This is a genomic window from Pseudorhodobacter sp., assembly GCF_034675685.1.
GTDB lineage: Bacteria > Pseudomonadota > Alphaproteobacteria > Rhodobacterales > Rhodobacteraceae > Pseudorhodobacter.
Genome location: NZ_JAUCDA010000019.1, coordinates 64,583 through 88,689, shown reverse-complemented (window position 1 = coordinate 88,689; position 24,107 = coordinate 64,583). Strand labels below are relative to the sequence as shown.

Annotated in this window: 20 protein-coding genes and 1 pseudogene; 9 read left to right on the top strand and 12 right to left on the bottom strand. The window is 62.4% G+C overall.

The window, feature by feature from the left end:
* Window positions 1-8: 8 nt before the first annotated feature.
* From VDP61_RS17060 to VDP61_RS17010, 11 genes are all read right to left on the bottom strand, one after another.
* Window positions 9-851: a hypothetical protein gene (locus VDP61_RS17060; protein WP_323008065.1), complete on the bottom strand. Its 843-nt coding sequence runs from the start codon at window positions 849-851 to the stop codon at window positions 9-11.
* Between the two features lie 13 nt (window positions 852-864).
* On the bottom strand, window positions 865-3,438 hold the full coding sequence (locus VDP61_RS17055) for a VWA domain-containing protein (RefSeq protein WP_323008064.1): 2,574 nt from the start codon (window positions 3,436-3,438) through the stop codon (window positions 865-867).
* A 32-nt stretch (window positions 3,439-3,470) separates the two neighbouring features.
* Entirely contained in the window at window positions 3,471-4,022 is a 552-nt protein-coding gene (locus VDP61_RS17050) for a hypothetical protein (protein WP_323008063.1), read from the bottom strand.
* Window positions 4,015-5,052, bottom strand: coding sequence for a hypothetical protein (locus tag VDP61_RS17045; protein ID WP_323008062.1), 1,038 nt, complete (start codon window positions 5,050-5,052; stop codon window positions 4,015-4,017). Before VDP61_RS17045 ends, VDP61_RS17050 begins: the two co-directional genes overlap by 8 nt.
* Window positions 5,052-6,065 carry a DUF58 domain-containing protein gene (locus tag VDP61_RS17040; protein ID WP_323008061.1) on the bottom strand — a complete coding sequence of 338 codons (1,014 nt, stop codon included), beginning with the start codon at window positions 6,063-6,065 and terminating at the stop codon, window positions 5,052-5,054. Before VDP61_RS17040 ends, VDP61_RS17045 begins: the two co-directional genes overlap by 1 nt.
* A 1-nt stretch (window position 6,066) precedes the next feature.
* A complete protein-coding gene (locus VDP61_RS17035; protein WP_323008060.1) occupies window positions 6,067-7,281 on the bottom strand; it encodes an AAA family ATPase in 1,215 nt (404 codons plus the stop codon).
* A 14-nt stretch (window positions 7,282-7,295) separates the two neighbouring features.
* On the bottom strand, window positions 7,296-9,104 hold the full coding sequence (locus VDP61_RS17030) for a hypothetical protein (RefSeq protein WP_323008059.1): 1,809 nt from the start codon (window positions 9,102-9,104) through the stop codon (window positions 7,296-7,298).
* A 300-nt stretch (window positions 9,105-9,404) separates the two neighbouring features.
* Window positions 9,405-10,241: a metal ABC transporter permease gene (locus tag VDP61_RS17025; RefSeq protein WP_323008058.1), complete on the bottom strand. Its 837-nt coding sequence runs from the start codon at window positions 10,239-10,241 to the stop codon at window positions 9,405-9,407.
* Complete coding sequence (locus VDP61_RS17020) at window positions 10,238-11,098, bottom strand: metal ABC transporter permease (protein ID WP_323008057.1); 861 nt, start codon at window positions 11,096-11,098, stop codon at window positions 10,238-10,240. Before VDP61_RS17020 ends, VDP61_RS17025 begins: the two co-directional genes overlap by 4 nt.
* Window positions 11,095-11,961 carry a manganese/iron ABC transporter ATP-binding protein gene (locus VDP61_RS17015; protein ID WP_323008056.1) on the bottom strand — a complete coding sequence of 289 codons (867 nt, stop codon included), beginning with the start codon at window positions 11,959-11,961 and terminating at the stop codon, window positions 11,095-11,097. Before VDP61_RS17015 ends, VDP61_RS17020 begins: the two co-directional genes overlap by 4 nt.
* An 82-nt stretch (window positions 11,962-12,043) precedes the next feature.
* On the bottom strand, window positions 12,044-12,943 hold the full coding sequence (locus tag VDP61_RS17010) for a metal ABC transporter substrate-binding protein (RefSeq protein WP_323008055.1): 900 nt from the start codon (window positions 12,941-12,943) through the stop codon (window positions 12,044-12,046).
* A gap of 122 nt (window positions 12,944-13,065) precedes the next feature.
* Here VDP61_RS17010 and VDP61_RS17005 point away from each other — a divergent pair, with 122 nt between their 5' ends.
* From VDP61_RS17005 to VDP61_RS16965, 9 genes and pseudogenes are all read left to right on the top strand, one after another.
* Window positions 13,066-13,524: a Fur family transcriptional regulator gene (locus VDP61_RS17005; protein WP_323008054.1), complete on the top strand. Its 459-nt coding sequence runs from the start codon at window positions 13,066-13,068 to the stop codon at window positions 13,522-13,524.
* A 235-nt stretch (window positions 13,525-13,759) separates the two neighbouring features.
* Window positions 13,760-15,172: an aldehyde dehydrogenase family protein gene (locus VDP61_RS17000; RefSeq protein WP_323008053.1), complete on the top strand. Its 1,413-nt coding sequence runs from the start codon at window positions 13,760-13,762 to the stop codon at window positions 15,170-15,172.
* 3 nt (window positions 15,173-15,175) lie between these two features.
* Window positions 15,176-16,777, top strand: coding sequence for a GMC family oxidoreductase (locus VDP61_RS16995; RefSeq protein WP_323008052.1), 1,602 nt, complete (start codon window positions 15,176-15,178; stop codon window positions 16,775-16,777).
* A 155-nt stretch (window positions 16,778-16,932) separates the two neighbouring features.
* Window positions 16,933-17,622 carry an MOSC domain-containing protein gene (locus tag VDP61_RS16990; RefSeq protein ID WP_323008051.1) on the top strand — a complete coding sequence of 230 codons (690 nt, stop codon included), beginning with the start codon at window positions 16,933-16,935 and terminating at the stop codon, window positions 17,620-17,622.
* Between the two features lie 240 nt (window positions 17,623-17,862).
* Window positions 17,863-18,363, top strand: a complete 501-nt coding sequence (locus tag VDP61_RS16985; protein WP_323008050.1) for a TRAP transporter small permease subunit — start codon at window positions 17,863-17,865, stop codon at window positions 18,361-18,363.
* Complete coding sequence (locus VDP61_RS16980; RefSeq protein WP_323008049.1) at window positions 18,353-19,675, top strand: TRAP transporter large permease subunit; 1,323 nt, start codon at window positions 18,353-18,355, stop codon at window positions 19,673-19,675. The genes VDP61_RS16985 and VDP61_RS16980 overlap by 11 nt, the downstream gene beginning before the upstream one ends.
* 35 nt (window positions 19,676-19,710) lie before the next feature.
* A pseudogene (gene dctP, locus VDP61_RS16975) lies at window positions 19,711-20,788 on the top strand (TRAP transporter substrate-binding protein DctP).
* A gap of 132 nt (window positions 20,789-20,920) precedes the next feature.
* Entirely contained in the window at window positions 20,921-21,496 is a 576-nt protein-coding gene (locus tag VDP61_RS16970) for a TRAP transporter small permease subunit (protein ID WP_323008048.1), read from the top strand.
* Window positions 21,496-22,887: a TRAP transporter large permease subunit gene (locus tag VDP61_RS16965; protein ID WP_323008047.1), complete on the top strand. Its 1,392-nt coding sequence runs from the start codon at window positions 21,496-21,498 to the stop codon at window positions 22,885-22,887. Before VDP61_RS16970 ends, VDP61_RS16965 begins: the two co-directional genes overlap by 1 nt.
* 106 nt (window positions 22,888-22,993) lie before the next feature.
* Here VDP61_RS16965 and VDP61_RS16960 read toward each other — a convergent pair whose 3' ends face one another.
* Complete coding sequence (locus tag VDP61_RS16960; RefSeq protein WP_323008046.1) at window positions 22,994-24,088, bottom strand: TRAP transporter substrate-binding protein; 1,095 nt, start codon at window positions 24,086-24,088, stop codon at window positions 22,994-22,996.
* Between the last annotated feature and the right edge of the window lie 19 nt (window positions 24,089-24,107).

Here is a 24,107-nt window from a genome sequence, read left to right as displayed (position 1 = left end):
TGCGGTGATCATAGGAGGCCGAGGCGCAGGTATTGGCAATAAGCGGGCAAGCCATTTGCCCAATCAAGGGCAACTCTGGGGTCGTTTTCTGTGGCCGGTTGCGCAAATACAACAGCCCCCTGGCGCAGCAAAGGCAAGGTACGGATTGCATCGGGCAGTGTGAACGCGGCATTTCCAGCGGCCTGCTGCAACACCCACTGATCCCAGAATGCCGCCCAGCCCGCCTCGGCGGCAAGCGCCCCGGCAAGGCCCGCCACGCCTTGCGCGACCGCTGTGGGCTTTGCCAAACGCCTGTGCGCGGCAATCAAGATCAGGTAACAGGCAGGTGACAGAACCGGCACGGGGGCCGGATCGGGGTGAAACAGAACCCGCGCGCCCAGATGATCGCGGATCATGGTCACCGCGCTGCGGCGAAACGCAACATCGCCAAAGGCAAGACCTGCGAGTGCGGGACCAAACGCACCAATGCCCGGCGGGGCCAGCGCGCAGCCTTTGCGCCGCCAGCGCCAGACAAGCCTGTCACGCAGGCGCGCAATCCGCCCGACCGGCACAGCCCCCGCCACCAGCGCACGGCTGACAGCCAGATCTTCATTGATCTGGCCAAACAAAAAGCGGCGCTGCAGCAGACGCAGGGATTTGCGGATGGTCCTGCCCTGCACCTGCGCTTCACCGAACCAGTCTGCCAGCGGATCTGCCGCAGGCCGCGCAGGATATGGGGCTGGCGGTTGGATGGCACCCAAAGCCTCGGCAAGCGCCATCAGCGCCAGGTGGCGAAGCACCGCCGCCGCCGGGGCCGGATCACGCCCCGCAAAGGCCGTGCGAAAGGCATCATCGCCAAAATTCATGGTCACTGCTTGCCCCCTGTCATGGCCGCGTTCCGCCCCCCCAAAATGCGCCCGCAAGCGCTATCAGCGCAAGGGCAATCAGCCAGGGGTGCAAGGCAACCGACGCGCCACGCACCTGCGCAGGCGCCAATTGCGCAAAAGCACCGCTCAGCATTTGCCCGCCCGTGGCTTGGGCAATGCGCGACAGGGCGGAATGGTTGACCCCAAAGGCAAAGGCTTCGGTCATGCTGCCCGCCTCGGCGCCGGGGCGCGCAGGCAAAAAGAGGGGAATGCGCTGGGTGCTGCGCCCCGGTTCTTCCAGCACAAACGTAGCGCGCGCCGCTTCGGGGCCAAGGCGCAGCTCTACTGTGCCTTCAAACTGGCCCGGCTCTCGGACGGGGCGCAGCCCCAGGCCCTGAACCGTGCCTGCCCCCCCCTGAATACTTGCCGACAGGGTTTTCGGCAAATCCCCCGCCCCTGCAAGGCCCGCCCCTGCAAGAATAGCCACCGAAACCGTCAAACGGCTGTCTTGCTGGGTCAGCCGGATGTCATAACGCTCGCTCTCATTCCAGCCTGTCAATCGGTCCAGCATCGCGGTTACCGCCGCTTGGCCCTGCGGGTCGCTGGCCCAGGACGGCGGGATCGCGGATAAAAACACACCGGTCGCAATTGCCGGCCTTATGGCATCCCGCCGGAATGCCAGCACCGGATCGGGTGGCGGGCTTGCGTGAAGGCTTTCCACCACCGCATCCACCCGCGCGAACGCGATCGCCACCCCCGCAAGCGGCAGTGGCGGCGCCAATACGCCCGCGCCTTCGGCCCCCCGAGGGGTAAAACTTTCGGGCCGGAAATACTCATCACGCTCCTCAGGTTCGAAATAGCGCAGGGTCAGGCCACTGGCCGCGCTGCCTTCGCGCAACACGATCTCTTCACCCCAATCGGCCACCCCATTCGGAAAGGCCATGCCAGCCGTTGCAATGGCAGTGGTAAAGCATTTCGGGCTGGTCTTTGGTGGATCAAAGTCACCATCCGACAAAAAGAAATAGGCGCAATAGTTGGTGGCAAGCCCCGCCGCCTGCTGCAAGGTGCGCTCGGGGGCCGTGCCGCCCCCGGCGCCAAGCGCCGCCACAAAACCACGGGCCGCCGTCAGGCCGGCAGCATCGGCATTGCGCCTGCCGAACTGCGGGTTTGGCCCGTCAGAAAACGGCAAGATTGCCAGCGTATCATGGGGGCGCAACTGATCCATCACCGCGAAAGCCGCGGTTTTTGCGGTGTGCAGCGGGCCACCCGCCATCGAACCCGACACGTCAATCATGATCACAATATCGCGGGGAGGTGGCTCTTCGATGAACTTGCGTGGGTCGCTGTCAACCGGCAAGACAGGCGACAGCACCGAGGCATTCCAATCGGCAATCCGTTGCGGCCTGTCGCGCGCCCCGCGCACCGGACCATTGACAATAAAAATGCCCGTGCCTGCCGCTGCGCGCAACAAATCCGCGTCAAACCCCGCCGCAAAATCATCCGGCGACAGCGAGTCGATGACCACCACATCAAACCCGGCAGCATCAACCGGGGCCAAAGGATCGCCGCGCGTCACCTGCCACAGCGCCCGATCAAGCCCTGCCACAAAGGGCGCAGGGCCGTAAACCAACACCCTGGCAGGCCCGCGCACCAAGGTATAAAGTGTTCGCTCCTGCTGGCCATTTGCCGCGTCAAAACCCACGCGCACATGCCGCAGACCACGGCTGGCAAAAACGGTTTCCAGCCGTGCCGGGCGCAGGGTTTGCCCTTTTGCCACAGACATCTCGGTCTGCGCCGCGCCATTGGAAAACATCAGCCGGCCCGCGCCGGAAAGTGTCGCGCGCAGCACCGCAGGCCGGCCCACCTGCTGATCCGGGCCAAGATCGGCGGCAACCAGCCCTGCCCCCGGCGCAGCCGCCCCCGCCGCCATCACATGCACCGGCACGCCCATGCTGCGCGCCTCGGCCAGAAGCGCCTCGGGCACAGGGGCGTCAAAATGGCCATCGGCAAGCAGATACACCGCCCCCCGCCCGCCCGCAGCACGAATCCTGTCCAGCGCCGCTTCCAGCCCGGCGACGCCGTTGCTTTGCGGCGCGCGCGAAACGGTGACACCGCTGCGCAGCATACCGGGCAACTGGCCCAGCGGTGCCGCCGCCCCGCTGGACACCGCACGGCCAAAATGCAGCACCTGCCCCTGCCATTGCGCAGCGGTTTCGGGCGGCAGTGCCGCTATCACCGGCTCCAGCCCGCTGGCAAGCTGCGCCAGGGCGGCGCGCGCCACAGGCTCATCACGCCAGACGCTTTCCGAGCCGTCGATCAGGGCAATCGCCAGCCCGCCCTCGCCCGCCGGGGCATCGTTGCGCCATTCTGGCCGGGACGCGGCCAGCGCAAGCGCCGCTGCGGCCAGAATGAAAAGCGCCGCGCCAAAGGGCGCACGGCGGTTTCCCCGGCGCCATTCCAGAACGCAGACCAAAAGCACGGCCAGCCCAACAGCGCCCCCGGCAGCGGTCGCCAGCACCTCACCAGACCATCCTGCGCGGCAACTGACTTGCCCGCCAAACAGCGCAACCCGCCCCGCCAGATCACACAGCATGCCGCATCCCCCGCCACAGCATCAGCCCCCGTTCAGCCAGCAAGGCGGCAAGGGCGGCAAGCGCCAGCAAGGGCCAGACCGGCGCGTCTTGCACAGGCCTGGGGCGCGGCGCGATCCGGGCAAGCGCGGGGGGGGGGGGCAAGCGCCCGCGCGGTATCGCTTTCTTGCGCGGCATTGGCGATGGTTTGGCCCTGCGCATCCAGCCATTCCATGCCCGGCACCACGCTGCCCCGGCCCGCAAGATCGGACAGCGCCGTAAAGAACAAGGTCAGCGACAAGGCTTCGATCTCGGCGCCATCGCGCATCGGGGCGGGAACTATCAAACCCGGCGGCGTTGCCCGGCGCGCGATATAAACCGCACCCGCCGCATCGGTCAGAACCGGGGCAAACCCCGGCGGCAAGGCCCCTTGCAGCGGCCGGGGGGCGAGCCGTTCGAATGTATCAAGGTTAAGCGCGGCCAGAACCGCCGTATCTTGCACGAAAGCCCCGATCCGCCCCGTTGACCCCGCGTTCGGCCACCCCGGATAGACGGCCAGCAGCGGATGGGCAAAATCTTTGGGGGTCAAGCCTGCCAGATCAGCCACCAGCACCGCATCCCCCCCCCCCCGCCTGCGCGCCGCGCGGCGCAGAAAGCCCCGTCATGCGCCAGTCAAGCGCCATGCCCTGAAACGCGGGCACATCAAAAGCCAAACGGTCGTCACCGCCATATGCGCCCCCCGTGCCAATCACCGCAACGTAGCGCCCGGCCCCCTCTGGCTTTGCCTCTCCCAGCCAGACCTGATCGCGGTCGAGTGACGGGTGCACAGCCACCGGCACACGGCCCCCCGGCCCCTCCAGCCACACAACCGGCGGCGGCACGGTGCCAAAGCCTGCCACAACCAGCCGGATCAAGGCGCTTTTGCTGCCCAGCCCCGGCGGGGTGAACGACACACCGCGCAGACCTGTGTTGGGCATCGGGGCCCCGATCTGATGCCACAGCAGATCGGGGGCATCGGGTGGCGCCCCGATGACAGGCCAATCCATCGCAGGCTGGCGCGCATCGGTCAGCACCAGCACATGGGTCAGCGGGCAATCGCCCTCGGCCCGGGCGGCCGCATCGACAAGCGTGGCCACCTCGCCGCCCTCGGGCTGAAGTGTCGCGCGGGAAACGGCCTCGGTCAGGCCGGTTGTGCCAGCCGAGGCCCCCACCAAAATCACCTCGGCGCAGGTATCTTCACCGCTTGCAGCGGCAAGCTGCGCCAAGGCCGCATCGGCCACCGCCCGCGCCGCATCAAGCCTTGTGCCCCCCGCCTCGGGCAAGCCCATGCTATGCGTGACGTCCAACACAATGCGCAGCCCGATACCCGCCCCCGCAGCGCCCATGCCGCCAGCCCAGCGGCGGTCCATATCCAGCATCAACGCGGCAAGGGCCGCCAGCACGGCAAACATCCGTATCCAGAACCCGGCCGATCGCAAGGGAACGGTCAGCGCAAACCGCTGCTCGGCCTGATCTGAAATCGGCGGTTCGGGCAACAGCCGCGCAAAGGACAGCTTTACCGCCACCGGCGCACGGCGCTGCATGTGCCAAACCAACAGCCCCACACCCGCCCCGGATGCCAATAAAAGTGCCAGCATCACAGGCCCCCACGCGCGGCCACGCCGCGAAAGATCGCCGAAGGCGGGAAGCTTTTCACAAACAGCGCTGCCATTCCGGCCATGTCCACCCCTTGCGGCCAGATCACCGGGTCAGGCCAGACGAGGCCGCCACGGGCCCAAGCCTGACGCAGACCTTGGTGGTGATCGGCCACCCTTGCCCGCAGACCGCCAAGCACATCAGCCCCCAAAAGCCGCGGTGTGTCGCCATAATCACGGCCTTCCACAGGTGCCAATCTGACAGGCACAGGCTTGGCGGCTGCAAATTTGGCGGGCCCCAATTCAACAGCCCCCCCCAGGCCCAGCGCCGCAGCTTCCATTGCCAGCGTGTCCAGCTCCATCACGAAAAACGCGCGCCGCGATTGTTGCGCGGCCAGCGCCAGCCGCGTCACAGCGCCCGGCGCATCCGCGAACAACAGGTCAGACAGCAGCACAACCGCACTGGCCGGTTTCAACCGCGCGACCAGCGCCTCGACCTTTGCCACCGGCTCGGCCGCCAGCGGGGCGCTGACGCTTTGCCATATCTCATGGGCAAAACGATGCGCCGCTTCGGGCACGGCGCGGCCGCGTGCCTTGCGCGGGGCGGCATCTTGCGGCCCGAACAGCGTCGACAAGATCACATCATCCCCGGCCTCTGCCGCCACCTGCGCCAGACAGCGCATCGACCACAGCGCATAAAGCAGCTTGGGGGCCGCCACCGGCAGGCGCATCGCGGCGCGCACATCGACGACAAGGACCAGCGTCATCCGTTCCTCGGCCTCGAAGGTCTTGACGATCAGGTCGCGATTATCGCCGCGCCGCAGCGAGGCCCGCCAATCCACCGCCCGGATATCATCGCCCCGCTGATAGTCGCGGTAGTCGCGAAATTGCAGGCTTTGCCCCTGTTTGCGCCGCAAATGCGCGCCAAGACTTTGGGCAGGCACCGTCTTGCGCAGGGCCAGCCGCAGCTTTTGCAGGCGATCGACAGACAGCGGCGGTTCGGTTGGGTCCGTCATGTCAAAGCGGGTTCAGCGCGCGCATGCTGGCCAGATCGGCGGCAAATCGCGCGTCATAGCCGCGCGGTTCGTCGCCATGGCTCAGGTCTGGGGCGGCGGCCTGGGCAAGCGCTGCGATGTAATCATCAAGCGCGCGCGCCTCGGCCCCAGCCGATCCCAGCTCAAGGTCTTGGTAATCATGCCGAATTTTCAAGCGGTGTCGCAGCACCGGCACCACGACAGCCGCAAGCCCGCAGCGCTCCAGACCCGGCAGCAGTTCAATGCTGTCAGGCCGGGCCAGATCAACAGCCGCCCAGCCCACAGCCGCCTTTGCCAGCGACGCGGCGGCGCGCGGGCCAAACGGATAGGTGATCTTGGTGCCCACAAGGGCACGCAACGCCGTCATGCGCTTTTCGGACAGGTTTGCAACATGGTCAAAGCCGCCATTGCTGGCCTGTACGATGTTCACGATATGGGTTTTCACCACAGCCGAAAGTTTAAGCGACATCACGGCGCGCGATGCAAGATGCAACCGCGCCAGGGCCGCATCCGCCTGCAGGCTTGCCACCGCCTCGGCCATCGGTTCATGGGGCGGGGCCAGCTCTTTGTCCATGATCTGGCCGATGACGCCGGCACCCGGCATCTGCATCAGGATCTTGAACATGAAACGATCAGATTGCGCCTCGGGCAGGTCATAGGTGCCATCTTGATCTATCGGGTTTTGGGTAGCCATCACCATGAACGGGCTGCGCACCCGTTCGCGCCGCCCGTCAAAGGTCACATCTGACCAGGCGCGCAGCGGCTTTGTTTCCCCCAGAACGGTAACCTGATACTCGGCCATCGCCTCCAGCATCGCGGCCTGGGTCTTGGGGGTCGCGCGGTTGATCTCATCCGCCAGCAGCAATTGATGAAAGATCGGCCCGGCCTTGAATTCCAGCCTGCGGCTACCGTCTTCGGCGGGCATCAGTGTGCCGGTGATATCGGCAGGCATAAGATCGGGCGTGAACTGGATGCGCCCGACGGCGTCGCGGCCCAGCCCCAGGGCCAGCGACAGCGCCCGCACCAGCGCCGTCTTGCCAAGGCCGGGGTTGCCCTCAAGCAGCACATGACCACCTGACAACAGCGCCACCAGCAGCGCCTTGACCACGGGTTCCATCCCGTACATCTGCTGGTCATGCACGGCGGCAGGAATGCTGCGCAGATAGTCTATATCGCCGCGCCGAAGGTCATAACTCATTGGTGTCACTTTCCTCAATCAACTATCAGGTCCGAAATCCAGGCGGGCAGTCTTTGCCGCAGCAAAGGGCTCGCGGGCAGATCAGGCGGTAAAGTCGCGTCTTCGTCAAGCCGGGTTTCGACCGTGTCGGGCGCATGGCCCGGCGCGGCAAACAAGGCTTGCTGTGATCCGACGGTCAGGGCCTCACCCGGATCAAGGGGCGTGGCGGCAGCGGTCACCCCCCGGTTGACCGGAACCGCATCGGGGGGAACCGGCCCGTCAGTCGCCACCCCCATCTCAGATGCCCCTCCCCCGTCCGGCAATACATCAGATAACGGCGAGGCATCAAGGCCCGCCCCATCGGCCTGTGGCCCCGCTTGCGGGCCTGCGCCCCCCTCGGCACCCTCGGCATCAGCCTGCCCGCCCGCGCCGTCAGAGCCCGGCTGTAACGGCGCTGCACCCGCTGCGCCCTGCTCAGCCCCCGCCCCATCGGCCTGTGGCCCCGCTTGCGGGCCTGCGCCCCCCTCGGCACCCTCGGCACCCGCGGCATCAGCCTGCCCGCCCGCGCCGTCAGAGCCCGGCTGCGACGGCGCTGCACCCGCTGCGCCCTGCTCAGCCCCCGCCCCATCGGCCTGTGACCCCGCTTGCGGGCCTGCGCCCCCCTCGGCACCCTCGGCATCAGCCTGCCCGCCCGCGCCGTCAGAGCCCGGCTGTGACGGCGCTGCACCCGCTGCGCCCTGCTCAGCCCCCGCCCCATCGGCCTGTGACCCCGCTTCCGGGCCTGCGCCCCCCTCGGCACCCTCGGCATCAGCCTGCCCGCCCGCACCGTCAGAGCCCGTCTGCGATCCTTTGCCGCCCGCGCTGGCTGGGTCAGTGCCTTGCCCGCCCTCGTTGGCTGGCCCTGAAGTTTCGGCGTTATCCCCGCTGTCGGGCTCGTCGGGGTTTGAACCATCGGTCCCCGAACCGCCCGCCGCATCCGGCCCCGTCTGGCTGGTTTCGGAAGGGGGCGGTGGCTGGTCTTGTGCTTCTTGGGGGGGCGGCGCGTCTGCGGGGGCGGGGGGGGCATCCAGCCCCAAGATGACACCCGGCGCGGGCAAACGCGGCACCCAACTGTCGGGCAACCATGCCGCACACGCCCAGGCCACAAGCGCAAATGGCAAAGACGCCGCAAAAACCGGCGCAACCGACCAGAGCCGCCACCGCGCATCCGCCGCCACCGATGGGCCGCATTGCGACAGGTCCGGGCGCACCAGCCCGTCACTGTCCACCGCATTCAAATAGGCGGTTGCAACGCTGTCCGCGGCGGCGGCGCCCCGCGCCGTAGCAATCCGGGCCCCGAAAACCCAACCCGCCTTGGGTCGCCGCCAAAACCCAACCGCCTGCGCCAGCCTGCGCTGTGCGCCCCCCGCAACAAGCCGTTCCAGCATGCCGCCAAGGCTGTGCCCGGCCACAAGCTGCACTTGCACAGCCCAAAGCGATGGCGTCAGCAGCGCGGCCACGAACGCCGCCTGCACCGCCATCCCCGGAAGAACAAAGGCCACACCCGCAGCAACAGCAAGCAGCGCACCGATCGCCAGGGCCTGTAGCCCGGCAAACCGCAAAGCCGCCAGCCGGCTGACCCGGTGGTCAAGCCTGCCAAGGGTCAGCGCCTCTGCACGATAGGCGCGAAAGCTGCGCCACAACTGAACGATAGCACCAGCAGCCAAAATGGCACCAGACAACCCAAACACAGCCGAGGACAGCCCAAGCCAAAGGCCCGCGCCAAAGCCACTGCGCGCCAGAATGACTGACATCACAGCCGCCAGACAAGCAACGCCCCAGATTGCCCGCAGTAGTTCACCCAAAGGACAACCCTCATTTTCGCAGCCTTTTGCAAACTCAGGGTAAGACCTAAAACCCACAAAACCTCAAGGGAATTTGTGGCGGCCAAAGGTCATTGCTGCGCGTTGCGCTGCGCCAAAAGGCAGTAACTACTTTGGGCCTGCGGGCCAGACCCAAGCCGTTTGCGCCTTTCTGCGGCTGCGGCCCAGCCAGCCTTTTATCTGCGCACCGGGTCCGCGCGATGACCGCACGGCATTTTGCAGACGGCAGGTCGGGTTGCACCCGGCGCTGCGCCTGAACGCCGCGGCTATCTGTGCGGCGGGCTATACGGCGGGGCTTGCACGCCGCTTTGCCCGGTAGGCCGAGCGTATGAATGCTGCGATGAACACCGCCGTCAAAACCAGAATTACGGTTGGGGCCGGGGCGCTGTCGATGAAAAAGCTAAGGTAAACCCCCAGAAAACCCGAAACCAGCGTCACCGCCACCGCCACAATCAACATCCGGTCAAACCGTTTGGTCACCAGAAACGCAATCGCCCCCGGCGCGATCAGCAAGCCAATGGACAAGATGATCCCCACGGCGGCAAGCGTGGCGACAATGGTCAGCGAGATCATCGCCAGCAGGCCGTAATGCAGCGCGCGCACAGGCAGGCCCACGGCCTGTGCCTGAATGGGGTCAAAGGCATGCAGCATCAGGTCGCGCCGCTTGGCAAGAAGTACCACTGTAACCCCCAGCCCGATCAGGCCTGCCGTCCACAGATCATTGCTGCCAACCCCCAGCATGTTGCCAAACAGAATATGATCCAGATGCACATCGGTCTGAATTTTCGTATACATCACGATGCCAAGCCCGAACATGCCCGAAAAAACGATGCCCATGACGGTATCTTGTTTGACCCGGCTGTTCTCTTTTAGAAAGCCCGTCGCCAGCGCGCAGAACATGCCGGCTGAAAACGCGCCGATAATCAGCGGGATATGCAGCAGATAGGCCAGAACCACCCCCGGCAGCACGGCATGGCTGATCGCGTCACCCATCAGCGACCAACCCTTGAGCACCAGATAGCATGACAACAGCGCCATCGGCACCGATATCATCGCCATGATCAGGAAAGCGCTGTTCATGAACGCAAATTGAAACGGTTGGATCAGCGCGTCGATCATGCTGCCCCCTCCAGCACCTTGGCGGCGCGACGCCGGGCCGCCAGATAGCCATGTTTAGGGGCAAAGGTGAAGGCCAGCAGAAAGATCAGCGTTTGCAGCACCACGATCAGCCCGCCGGTTGCCCCATCCAGAAAGAAGCTCAGATAGGCACCGACAAAGCTGGTGATCGCGCCAATGGCCACGCTGAGCATCAGCAAACGCGGGAAACGATCGGCCAGAAGATAGGCCGTGGCCCCCGGCGTCACCACCATCGCAATCACCAAAAACGCGCCCACGGTTTGCAGCGCGGCCACACAGCAGGCCGACAGCAAGGTAAAGAAAACCAGCTTCAACCTGCCGGTATTGATCCCGATAGAGCGCGCGTGGTTTTCATCAAAGAACGTCACCATCAGGTCTTTCCATTTCGCCAGCAGCACCGCCAGCGACACGAAACCGATGATCGCCAGTTGCAGCGTATCTTGCGGGGTGATCGCCAGAATATTGCCCATGGTAATGGTCTGCACCGAAACCGACATTGGCGACAGCGACACCATGAACAGCCCCAGCCCAAAGAATGAGGTGAAAATCAGCCCGATGATCGCGTCTTCCTTCAGGCCCGAACGCTGGTTCAAAAACAGCATGGCCCCGGCAGCAAGACCGCCAGCGGCAAAGGCACCCAAGGCAAAGGGCAGGCCCAGCATATAGGCCCCCGCCACCCCCGGCACGATGGAATGGCTAAGCGCATCGCCGATCAGCGACCAGCCTTTCAGCATCAGATAGACCGACAAAAACGCGCAAACCCCGCCGACAAGCGCCGAAACCCACATCGCATTGGTCATATAACTGTATTGAAACGGCAGCAGCAGGGTTTCCATCATTCTGCCCCCCGATCTGCGGTTTTTTCATAAATCACGAACGGCTTTTCATCATCGGTAATCACCGAAACCGAACGGGCATCATCATCATCATGCAAATCGGCCCCGCCCAGAACGAAATGCCGCAGCACACCGCCAAAGGCCAGTTCAAGGTTTTCGCGGGTAAAGGTGGTTTCGGTCGGGCCGTAGGCCAGCACCGTGCCTTTCACCAAGACAGTGCGGTCGCAAAACTCGGGCACTGACCCCAGATTATGGGTAGATACCAGCATCACCCGCCCCTCGTCGCGCATCTCGCGCAGCAGGGTTATTATGGCGTCTTCGGTTTGCACATCAACGCCGGTGAACGGCTCATCCAACAAGATGACCTTGCCATCTTGCGCAAGGGCGCGGGCCAGAAACACCCGCTTGCGTTGCCCGCCCGACAGTTCACCAATCTGGCGCTTGCGGTAGTCGGTCATGTTCACACGGGCCAGCGCCGCGTTGACGGCGGCATGGTCGGCGGCGCTGGGAATGCGAAAAAACCCCATCTTGCCATAACGGCCCATCATCACCACATCTTCAACCAGAACCGGAAAAGACCAGTCCACCTCCTCGGCCTGCGGAACATAGGCCACAAGATTGGCCCTCAGCGCGTCTTTTACCGATCGGCCCAGAATTTCAATCTCGCCCCGCGCCACCGGCACAAAGCCCATGATCGCCTTGAAGATCGTGGATTTTCCCGCGCCGTTCACCCCCACCAAACCAGTGATGGACCCGGTCGGCGCCTCAAAGCTGGCATCGCGCAGCGCGGTCAACCCATTGCGATAGGTAACGAATACCCCCTTTGCAGAGATGCCGATTGTGGCGGGACTGGCAAGTTGCGTCATGGGGTGTATCCTGTTGGGCGGTGTGACGATTCAGAGGCATTTTACCCCGCTGCGCCAGCGCACAGCGGGGCCACGAGATTGGTTATCGGGACAAACCATCGACAATTGTCTGCGAAGTGACGCGCAGAAGATCAATATAGGTCGGCACCGGGCCATCGGCCTCGGTCAGGCTGTCTACATACAACACCCCACCATAGCGCGCGCCGGTTTCGCGCGCGACCTGTTTGGCCGGGTTCTGGCTGACCGTGCTTTCGCAGAAAATCGCCGGAATGCTGTGTTCGCGCATGGCGTCGATTACCTTGCGCACCTGTTGCGGCGTGCCCTGCGCATCGGCATTGATCGGCCACAGATACAGTTCTTTCATCTGGAAATCGCGGGTCAGATAGCTGAACGCACCCTCGCAGGTGGCAAGCCAGCGGTGCTGTTCGGGCAGCGCCATTACCGCATTGCGCAGCGGTTCAATGGCCGCGGCAATCTCGGCCTTGTAGGTTTCGGCGTTGGCGGCATAGAGGGCGGCCTGCGCCGGGTCATATTTCGACAGCGCGTCGCGGATATTGTCCACATAGATCAACGCGTTTTCAAGGCTCATCCAGGCATGCGGGTTTGGCTTGCCGGTATATTCACCCTCGGCGATACTGACCGGCACGATGCCATCGGTCAGCGTTACACTGGGAACATCTTTCAAATTGGTAAAGAACTGCTCGAACCACAATTCAAGGTTCAGCCCGTTCCACAAGATCAGATCGGCGTCATGCGCCCGGATGATATCGCCGGGCGTGGGTTCATAGCCATGAATTTCGGCCCCCGCCTTGGTGACGGATTCCACCACCGCCGCATCCCCCGCCACATTGCGCGCCATATCGGCGATGATGGTAAAGGTTGTGATCACTTTGAACTTTGCCTCTTGGGCAAGGGCCGCCTGCCCCATCATCGCCGCCATTGCGGCCCCCAAAAGCAAGGTTCGCACGTTCAGTCTGACCATTCCCGATCTCCGCATGGTTGAACATATGCAAATGAGTATGATAATCACTTGCAACTGTAAACAATAATGATAATCATTCGCAAAGATAGTTGCAGGTGAGAATGAGGAGGGGAAAATCTGGCATGAGCACAGCGAAAAGGGCGACAAACAGCCGGGCGGAAAAAATGGCGGAAAAGCATGTCGCAGACCTGCAAGATGCGGGCCTGCGCATAACGCCACAACGCATCGCCATATTGCGGGTTCTTGCCGAGGCCGAGGATCACCCCGATGTCGCAGAAATTCACCAGCGCGTTCAGGGCGATGACCCAAAGATTTCCATCGCGACGGCGTATCGAACCGTCGCGGCACTTGAACAGGCGGGCATGATTCACCGGCATACCTTTGAAGGTGCCAGTGCGCGGTTTGAACGGGTGAACAAGAAACATCACGATCACATTGTCGATCTCGACACGGGTGAGATCGTGGAATTTCACTCTGATCTGATCGAGCAATTGCAAGCCGATATTGCTGCGGCCCTGGGGTATGAGCTTGTTCATCATCGGTTGGAACTGTACTGCCGCAAACGCCCGCAAACGCCCTGACGCGGCACATCACCAGCGGGAAAACACACCGGCAACAGGCCCCACAGGCGATGAACGGCGGGGCCTTTGTGACTGCCTGTCGGGCGTAACCGCCTGAAACCGCACCAAGGCCCTTGCCGTTGGAACCGCCCTTGACCGTATGCGCCGGCGGTCACATGATCGCCGCAGGCCTGACCCGGCTTCAAATTGGATTTTGGCACCGGCGGGCAGGCACATCAACAAACAAGGCACCAGAATGAACGCTACGCGCCCCCCTATCGCAGATCCCGTCAACGCGGCCTTTGCGGGCCAAAGCGCGACGGTCGCGGCCCGCAGGCAAAGCTTTGGGCTTGGTGCACGCCGCGACGCGCTTGGCCAGCTTGGCACGGCGATACGCCGGAACGAAGCCGCGCTTGTTGCCGCATTGGCTACCGATTTCGGCAAACCCGAAGCCGAAGTGATCCTGACCGAAATCTTGCCGGTGATGCAGGAATTGCGCCACACATCGCGCCATCTGCGGCGCTGGATGCGACCGCGCCGGGTCGTGCCGACGCTGGCAACCTTTGGCACCTCGGCCCGCGTGCGGCCAGAGCCGCGCGGCGTCTGCCTGATTATCGCGCCTTGGAATTATCCGTTCAGCCTTGCGATTGGTCCATTGATCTCGGCGCTTGCGGCCGGCAACAGTGCGATTATCAAGCCGTCGGAACTGACACCTGCGACCTCGGCCCTGATTGCGCGGCTGATAGCCGAAACCTTTCCGCCCGAGCTTGTTACTGTTATCGAGGGCGGCGTTGATGCAGCCGAAGCGCTGCTGGCCTTGCCATTCGATCACATCTTTTTCACCGGCAGCCCGGCCGTCGGCAAGATTGTCATGGCCGCCGCTGCGAAAACGCTGGCCTCGGTCACGCTGGAACTGGGGGGGAAATCGCCAACGATCATCGGCCCGGACGCCGATTTGAAGGCTGCGGCGAAATGGGTCGTGTTCGGTAAATTCGTCAATGCCGGCCAGACCTGCATCGCACCCGATCACCTTTTTGTCCACAGCTCGGTCAAAGCGGCGTTTGTGGCCGAATTGCGCAGCCGGATTGACGCCACCTATGGCAAGGGCGGCCGCAGCCCGCATCTGGCGCGCATCGTGAACGAAAAGCATGCCGCGCGGCTGTCAGCCCTGCTGCGCGATGCGGCGGCCAAGGGCGCGCGGGTGATCCTGGACGGCGGCGCGGATAGCCGCCACATAGGGCCAACGCTGATAGAGGCGATCACCCCCGAAATGCAGATCGACCACGAAGAAATCTTTGGCCCGATCCTGCCAATCCTGCCCTATGACGACCTTGACGGGGTGATCCGCCAGATCAACGCGCGCCCCAAGCCACTGGCGCTGTATATCTTTGACGGGCAGCGCGCGCGGGTTGACCGGATCATCGCCGCCACCAGCTCCGGCAGCGTGGGCGTCAATCTGACAGTGGCGCAATTTTCCCATACGGGCTTGCCGTTCGGGGGGGTCAACGCCTCTGGCATCGGGGCGGCGCATGGGCATTACGGGTTTCGCGCCTTCAGCCATGAAAGGGCCATTCTTGCCAATCATTTCTCGGCGCTGCCGCTTGTCTTTCCGCCCTATACAGACCGGGTGCAGCGGCTGATTACCCTTTTCAAGCGCGTTCTGGGGTAGGCCATGTTCGATTACATCATTGTCGGTGCCGGCTCGGCTGGCTGTGTGTTGGCCAACCGGCTGTCCGCGAACCCAAAGACGCGGGTTTGCCTGATCGAGGCGGGGGCGGCGGACAAAAGCCCGTTCATCCATATTCCGCTGGGCCTTGCACTTTTGGCGCGCATCCGTTCGGTGAACTGGGGCTATGATACCGCGCCCGAGGCGGCCCTGAACAACCGCCGCCTGTATTGGCCAAGGGGCAAGACGCTGGGCGGTTCCAGCTCGATCAACGCGATGATCTATATCCGCGGCCACCCCGCCGATTATGCGGGCTGGGAAAGGGCCGCCGGGCCGGAATGGGGCTGGGACCGGGCGCAAAAGCTGTTCTTGCGCATGGAGGGCAATACCGCCCTGTCAGCCCCGCATCACAACAAGGGCGGCCCCCTGACCGTCAGCAATCTGCGCGATGTGAACCCGATGAGCCGCGCCTTTATTGAGGCAGGCATCCAATGCCAGTTTCCAGACAACCCCGATTTCAACGGTGCAAGCCAAGAGGGTGTAGGCCTGTTTCAGGTCACACAACGCGGCGGTAAACGCCTGAGCGCCGCGCGGGCCTTTCTGGACCCGGTGCGCCAGCGCCCCAACCTGACCATTGAAACCCGCGCACAGGTTGAACGGGTGCTGTTTGACGGGCGGCGCGCGATTGGGGTTGGCTTGCGCGGGCGCGCGGTGCGGCTGAACCCCGGTGGTGAGGTGATCTTGTCAGGCGGCGCTGTCAATTCGCCGCAGCTTTTGATGCTGTCGGGCATTGGCCCTGCGGCAGAGCTGACACGCCACGGCATTGCGGTGCTGCAAGACGCGCCCCAGGTCGGCGAAAATCTGGCCGACCATCTGGATATCTCGGTCATGGCCGCAACCCTTGGCCGCGCGCCCATCGGCATCGCGCCAAGCTTTCTGCCCCGTGCTATCCGCGCGGGCTGGCGCTTTGCCACGCAAAAGGCAGGAGAGCTGACCTCTAACGTCGCCGAGGCCGGGGGCTTTGTCAAATCTGATCCCTCACAGCCCCGGCCCAACCTGCAATTCCATTTTCTGCCCGCCTATCTGCGCGACCACGGGCGCAAAACATCCTGGGGATACGGCGTAACGCTGCATGTTTGCGATCTTTTGCCCAAAAGCCGGGGGCGAATTGGCCTGACCAGTGCCGACCCGCTGGCCCTTGCCCGGATCACCGCGAATTACCTCGACCATCCCGACGATATCGCGGTCATGCTGAACGGGCTGAAGATTGCCCGCCGCGTCATGGCCGCCCCCGCAATGGCCTCGCAGATCAGGGCCGAGGTTTTGCCCGGCGCCTCGGTGCAATCGGACGCCGATCTGATCGCCGACATCCGGGCGCGGGCCGAAACGATTTATCACCCGGTGGGCACCTGCCGGATGGGGCAAGACGCGGCCTCTGTCGTTGACCCGCAAGCGCGGGTGCGCGGTGTCACAGGGCTGCGGGTGGTTGACGCCTCGATCATGCCCGCACTCATCGCCGGAAACACCAATGCGCCAACGATGATGATCGCGGAAAACGTGGCTGACATGATGGTGGGGGCGCGGGATGAGGGCATCAGCGCCGCATAGGCCGACTACTTCCAGCACGGCTGGCGCTGCTGTTTGCTGGCAGATGTGATGACTGGCAAATCTGAAAAAATACCGCCTTGGAGGGGATCGGGGCCTTCTGATAGGGTGGTGATCAAGGCAATTCAGCCCCTGCCCACAAAACGCAAAGGCCTGTGATGACAGCATTCCTTGTTTCCGAGCTTCGTATCGGCCAGATCCGGCCTCTTGGCCCGAACGGCGTGGCAAGCGGCATTTTCAAACACCCTGTTACGGGCGGCGTCATGGCGCAGACCTTGGGCCTGCAAGGCGATGCCCAAGGCGACACCCGCCATCACGGCGGGCCGGACAAGGCGATTCATGCCTATGCCGCGTGCAATTACCCGCGTTGGGCAACCGATCTGCCCGATCTGATGCCGCATTTCACCCCCGGCGCCTTCGGTGAAAATCTGGTTGTTCAGGGCGCAGATGAGGCTGATATTGCGCTGGGTGACCAGTGGCAGATCGGGGATGCGCTGCTGCAGGTCAGTCAGGGGCGGCAGCCATGTTGGCGGTTGAACCTGCGCTTTGGCAGGCCGGACATGGCCGCACGGGTGCAAGGCACGGGGCGCACGGGCTGGTATTTTCGGGTTTTGCAGGCGGGTATGATTGCGGCTGGCGACACCGCAACCCTGAAATTGCGCCCACATCCAGACTGGACGATCACGCGCGTCTCGGACCTGCTGTATCAAGATTGCCTGAATACCGAGGCGCTGGCTGCATTTGCCGCCCTGCCCGGCCTGACCGAAAGCTGGCGCATGCTGGCCCAGACGCGCCTTTCAACCGGCACGGTCGAAAGCTGGTCGCGCCGCATTGAAACGCCAGCGTAATTGGCGAAGTTAGCGGCCGCAACGGGCCATCCCCCCGGGTGGCGAACAGGCTAAGCGGATGTCTTGCAGCGCAGGCCGCGCTTTGGCAGGCGGGCCATGCCGAACCATAGCCAAAGGCAAGCCCCCCGGCCCAGGCGGCGCTGTAGACCCGATCCAAACTTATATCAACCTGATATTACGCTTGAAATTGCGCCGCATATTGGGTCTTGTGGTCGCAATCCATGGGGAACGGGGGAGCCTATGCTAATCAAAGCGATCGACGGCCTGAACGAGGCCATCGGAAGGGTTGTATCTGTCGTTGCAATCATTTTCGCCGCGATCATCATTTTTGATGTCGTGATGCGCTATGTTTTCAACGCGCCGACCCGCTGGGCGTTTGATGTGACCAAACAGCTTTACGGTTTCTATTTCGTCATGTTGGGCGGCTATGCCCTGCGCCATCAGGCCCATGTGCGCGTCGACCTTGTGACCGAGCGGCTTGGCCTGTTTGCACGGCGCTGGGTTGAAGTGGCCGGATATGCCATATTCTTCTTTCCCTTCGCCTGGGTTTTCATGACCCGTTCATGGGATTTCGGCCTGACCTCGTGGAACCAGGGTGAAACCACCTATGGCTCGGTTCAGTTGCCGGTCTATCCGCTTAAACTTGCCATGGCTGCGGCTGCGGCGCTTTTGTTCCTGCAAGGCATCGCCGAAGTGCTTAAACTTGCCCTTGGCCATAAGGTTCCCCACCATGACGCCTGAAATCATTGCGCTTTGCATGTTCGGCTTGCTGCTGCTGGGCCTGTTCATGGGCCACCCGCTGGCTTTTGTTCTTGGCGGTACTGCCGTATTGGGAACCCTGATCGCGGGCAAGCCGATGGTGCTGGGCATCGTTATCAACCGGATTTTTGGCGATGTGCTGGAAAATTTCGCGCTGATTGCCATTCCGCTGTTCATCTTGATGGCGCGCTTTCTGTCTGACAGTGGCGTGACCGACAAGATGTTTGAAAGCCTGCGTTTGCTGCTGTCGAACGTGCGCGGCGGCCTTGCGCTGGCGGTGGTGTTCATCTCGATCCTGCTGGCGGCCACCACCGGCATCATCGGCGCATCCATCACCGTGATGGGCGTCATGGCGCTGCGGCCGATGCTGCAATACGGCTATTCGCCAACGCTGACGACCGGCGTCATCGCCGCCTCTGGCTGCCTTGGTATCCTTATCCCGCCGTCGATCATGCTGATCTTGATGGCCTCTTACTCGCCTCTCTCGGTGGGGGAACTGTTCGCGGGGGCGATGATCCCCGGTGTGCTGTTGGGCCTGCTTTATGCGGTCTGGGTGGTGATCGTGGCCATCTTTGACCCCAAATCCGCCCCGGCCGTGCAACCTGATGAACATATCTCTCGCGCGGCCTTGCTGCGGATGCTGGCGATTGAGGCAGTGCCGCCGCTGTTGCTGATCCTTGGCATCCTTGGCTCGCTTCTGGCCGGTATCGCCACGGCGACCGAAGCCTCGGCAATCGGTGCCGTGATGGCCTTGCTGATCGTGATCTTGCGTGGCAAGTTTGAGCTGAAGACGTTCTATTCCGCCATGCTGGAAACCGGGCGCACCTCGGCGATGATCTTGTTCATTGTGGTTGGCGCCACCGCCTTTACCGGGGTGTTCAACATAACTGGCGGCCTGCGCGCCACGCAAGAGATCATCCGTGGCCTGGATATGGCGCCCTGGATGCTGATCGCGATGATGCTGTTCATCGTTTTCATTCTGGGCGCGTTTCTGGACTGGACCGGCATTGTGCTGCTGTCCTTCCCGATTTTCCTGCCGATCATTCAGGAAATGGATGTGAATCTTTTGTGGTTCGTGGTGCTGATGGCGCTGGTGCTGCAAACCTCGTTCCTGACGCCGCCGTTCGGCTATGCCCTGTTCTACCTGCGCGCCATCGCCCCGAAAGAGGTGCGAACCGGGCAGATCATTGCGGGCGTCGTGCCCTTCATCGGGCTTATCATTTTGATGTGCCTGACCGTTGCTGCCTTGCCGCAACTGGTCCTGTGGCTACCCGCAACCCTGTATAACAACTAACCAACAGAGAGGACTTTACCATGAAAACCACCCATATGATTGCGGCTGCGGCCATGTCGCTTGGCGTCGCAAGTGCGGCTGTGGCGCAGGAAAAATGGACCATGACCACCACTTGGCCAACCTCGCTTGAGCTGATCGAGATTGACAAGCACTTCGTCGATCTGGCCAACAAGCTGACCGGCGGCGACCTGAGCATCGAATTCTTTGAAGGTGGCGCGCTGGTTCCGGCCGGTGAGGTGTTTGGCGCGGTTGAATCCGGCACCATTCAGGCCGGCGCTGACTGGCCGGGCTATTGGGCTGGCCGCAACTCGGCTTTCTCGCCTTTGGCAACCACGGCTTCGCTGTTCAACGCGGTTGATTACGTCAACTGGATTCAGCAATGGGGCGGTGCCGAGCTGTACAACGAAATCTATGGCAAATTCGGCATGGTCTACCTGCCCTATGGCGTAACCAATAACGAAATCCGGTTTCCGCACCAATAAAAAGATCGAAACGCTTGACGATCTGCAAGGCATGCGCCTGCGCCTGTCCGGGTTGGAGCAGGGGCGTTTGCTGGAAAAACTTGGCGGTAGCCAGGTGTCCATGGCCGGTGGCGAGATTTATCAGTCGCTGGAGCGCGGCGTGATCGACGGTGCCGAATTCTCAACCCCGAACGTCGACTTCTCGGGCGGCTTCCAGCAGGTCACCAAATTCTGGGCGACACCCGGCTGGCATCAATCTGCCTCTGTTTTTGGCGTGATGATCAACAAGGCGTCTTGGGATGCCCTGTCGGCTGAAACCCAAGCCACGCTGAAAGTTGCGGCCGATGCCAACCTGATCTGGTCACTGGCCTTTACTGAAAAGCGCGCGACCGAGGCCTATCAGCAGTTCAAGGATGCTGGCATCGAAATCACCCGTTATGACGATGCCGCACTGGCAAAAATTCAAGAGATGGCAAATACGGTCATCGAAGAAACCGCCTGCGAAAACCCCGACAGTGCCAAGGTCTACCTGAGCCAGGTTGAGTATCTGAACGATTACGCCAAGTGGCGCGATGCATCGGCCCCCTTCAACCTTGGCCGCACCCCCAACGGCCCCGACGTTGAAAAACTGCGCGCCTGCGCCGCCAAGTAAACCGACAGCCGTATGACCCAACGAAAGGCCCGCCATATGCGGGCCTTTTGCATTTTTGGCCGCATCTGTCGTATTGCGCGGAGCCGCTATTCGTGGCAAGCCGCCTGACAAAAGCTAAACCAAGGAGTTGCCATGCGCGTATTTGCAACAGCGGTTCGGGCAATCTGCGGATTGAACGCGCTGGTTGGCCATGTGTTTTCCTGGCTTTCGCTGGGGATTGTCGTGATTTGTTTTACCGTTGTGGTGCAACGCTACCTGTTTTCGACCTCATTCGTCTGGATGCAAGATCTGTACATCTGGCTGAATGGCGCGATGTTCACGGCGGTTGCCGGTTTTACGCTGATGCGCAACGACCATGTGCGCGTTGACATTTTTTACCGCCCCGCAAAGGCGCGCACCAAGGCGATTGTCGATCTGGTTGGGGCCGTGGTGTTTTTGCTGCCGTTCTGTGCGGTTGTCTATGTCTATTCCATGCCTTTTGTGATGCGCGCCTGGGGCTATGCCGAGGCATCGGCGAATGTGGGCGGCATGCCGGGGCTTTTCATCCTCAAAAGCTTCATCATCGTTTTCGTCGGCTTGCTGGCCCTTCAGGGGGTTGCGATTATCCTGACCTCTTTTCTGGTGCTTGCGGGGCGGTCTGATTTGTTGCCTGTCGCGCAGCGCTATGACGGGGCAAGCCCGCTGTCTGACAACGAAGGGGCTGCCTGATGGATCCTGTTCTGATCGGAGAGCTTTTGGCCGGGCTGATGTTTTTTGGCATCATCGGCTTTTTGCTGCTGGGGTTTCCGGTGGCCTTCACCTTGGCGGGGGTTTCACTGTTGTTCGGCGCTGTCGGCATGTTCTTTGGCGTGTTTGACCCGTCAAACTTCGGCGCGCTGCCCAACCGCTATATCGGCTTCATGACCAGCGAGGTTCTGGTCGCCGTGCCGTTGTTCATCTTTATGGGGGTGATGCTGGAACGCTCCAACATCGCCGAGCAATTGCTGCTGACGATGGGCAAGCTGTTTGGCAGCCTGCGCGGCGGGCTTGGCATTTCGGTGATCATCGTGGGCGCCATGCTGGCCGCATCAACCGGCGTTGTCGGGGCTACGGTGGTGACGATGGGCCTGATATCGCTGCCGGCCATGCTGCGGGCAGGGTATGACCCCAAGCTGGCAACCGGCGTCATCTGCGCCAGCGGAACCCTGGGGCAGATCATCCCGCCATCAACCGTGCTGATTTTCATGGGCGACATGCTGTCGGGCATCAACAGCCAAGTGCAGATGGCCAAGGGCAATTTCGCGCCCACGGCCGTTTCGGTGGGCGATCTGTTTGCAGGGGCCTTGCTGCCCGGTTTCCTGCTGGTCGGGCTTTACCTTGCCTATACGATTTTCAAGGCGATAACCGATCCGCAAAGCTGCCCCGCCACACCCGTTCCAGCCGAAGAAAAGCAAGACCTGCTGCGCGAGGTTGTCGTCTCGCTGATACCGCCGCTGCTGCTGATCCTGTCTGTGCTTGGCTCTATCCTGGGCGGCATCGCCACCCCAACCGAGGCGGCGTCGGTCGGGGCCGTCGGCGCCATGATCCTTGCCGCGCTGCGCTGGCGCTTGTCCTTTGCGACGCTGCGCGAAACCACCGTGGCCACGGCGACAATCACCTCGATGGTTTTTGTGATCTTGCTGGGCGCATCGGTGTTTTCGGTCGTGTTCCGGCTGATGGGCGGCGACAATCTGGTACATGAGTTTCTGCATAATCTGCCCGGTGGCACGCTGATGGCGGTTGCCGTGGTGATGGCGATCATGTTCGTGCTGGGCTTTATCCTCGACACATTCGAGATCATCTTTATCGTGATCCCGATCACCGCCCCCGTGCTGTTGATGCTGGATGTCGATCCGGTCTGGTTGGGGGTGATTGTGGGGGTGAACCTGCAAACCTCATTCCTGACACCGCCCTTTGGCTTTGCGCTGTTCTATCTGCGCGGTGTTGCCCCCGATGACCTGCCGACTTCGGCAATCTACAAGGGCATCATGCCGTTCGTGGCGCTGCAAATCCTTGCCATCGCAATCCTGTTCATCTTTCCCGGCATCGTGACATGGCTGCCACGGCTGATTGCGGGCTGAGAGGTTTTGCCTGTGATCTGAAGCAACAGATCAGCGCCGGTTTTGCCAAGAACAAGAAAGGGCCCGGCGCATTTGCCGGGCCCTTTCCTTTGGTGCAAAGCTGGCCTCAGTACTTGAGGAATTTCTCACGCGCCACAGTATAGGGCATGTCAATCTTTTCGGTCCGCTCGCGCACAAGGCCCAGCGCATCGACAAAGCTTTCCGCGGTCTTTTTGACCAACGGGTCATCACTGGCCAGCAATTCCTGGATCACCTCGACCGAGGCTTTTGCCCCTGCTTCCATGATATCATCGGGGAAGTTGCGCACGATCACGCCATGATCATTGACCAGCGTGCGCAACGCGCGCGGGTCGTTGGCAAAAAAGTCAGACGAGACCTGATCGTATTCCGCCTGTGCAACATCGCGAATGATCGCCTGCAGGTCTGCGGGCAGTTCCTGATATTTTTTCTTGTCGACGACCAGTTCGGTTGCCAGACCGGATTCCACGAAAGACGGCATGTAGTAGTTCTTGGCAACCTGATGGAAACCAAGCGCCAGATCGTTATAGGGGCCAACAAATTCGGCCGCGTCAAGCGTGCCGGACTGCAAGGCCTGAAAAATCTCGCCCGCCGCCATGTTGGTCACTGTGGCGCCCAGCTTTTCCCAGACACGCCCGCCAAGCCCCGGTGTGCGGAACCGAACGCCTTTGATATCTTCCAGGCTTTTCAGTTCATTGCGGAACCAACCGCCGGTCTGTGTGCCGGTGTTGCCCGACAAAAAGCCCTGAACGCCGAACTGATCATAGATTTCATCCCAGATTTCCTGACCACCCAGATAGCGCACCCAGGCCGTCAGTTCGGGCGTGGTCATGCCATATGGCACGCCCGTAAAGAACGAGAGCGCGGGCGATTTGTTCTGCCAGTAATAGGCGGCACCATGGCTCATCTCGGCGGTGCCGTCGATGACCGCATCAAGCGATTGCAACGGTGGCACCAGTTCACCCGCCGAATAGACCTGAACCGTCAGCCGACCGCCCGACGCGGCGGTCACACGGTCAGCAAGCCGCTGCGCCCCCACACCAAGACCGGGAAAGTTTTTTGGCCAGGTTGTGACCATCCGCCATGTGATATTACCCTGCGCGATCGCTGGCGCAGCAAGCCCGGCAGCGGTAGCGCCGACACCAGCGATGCCCGCGCGTTTGATAAAAGAACGACGATCCATTTGACCTCCCAAGAAAAAA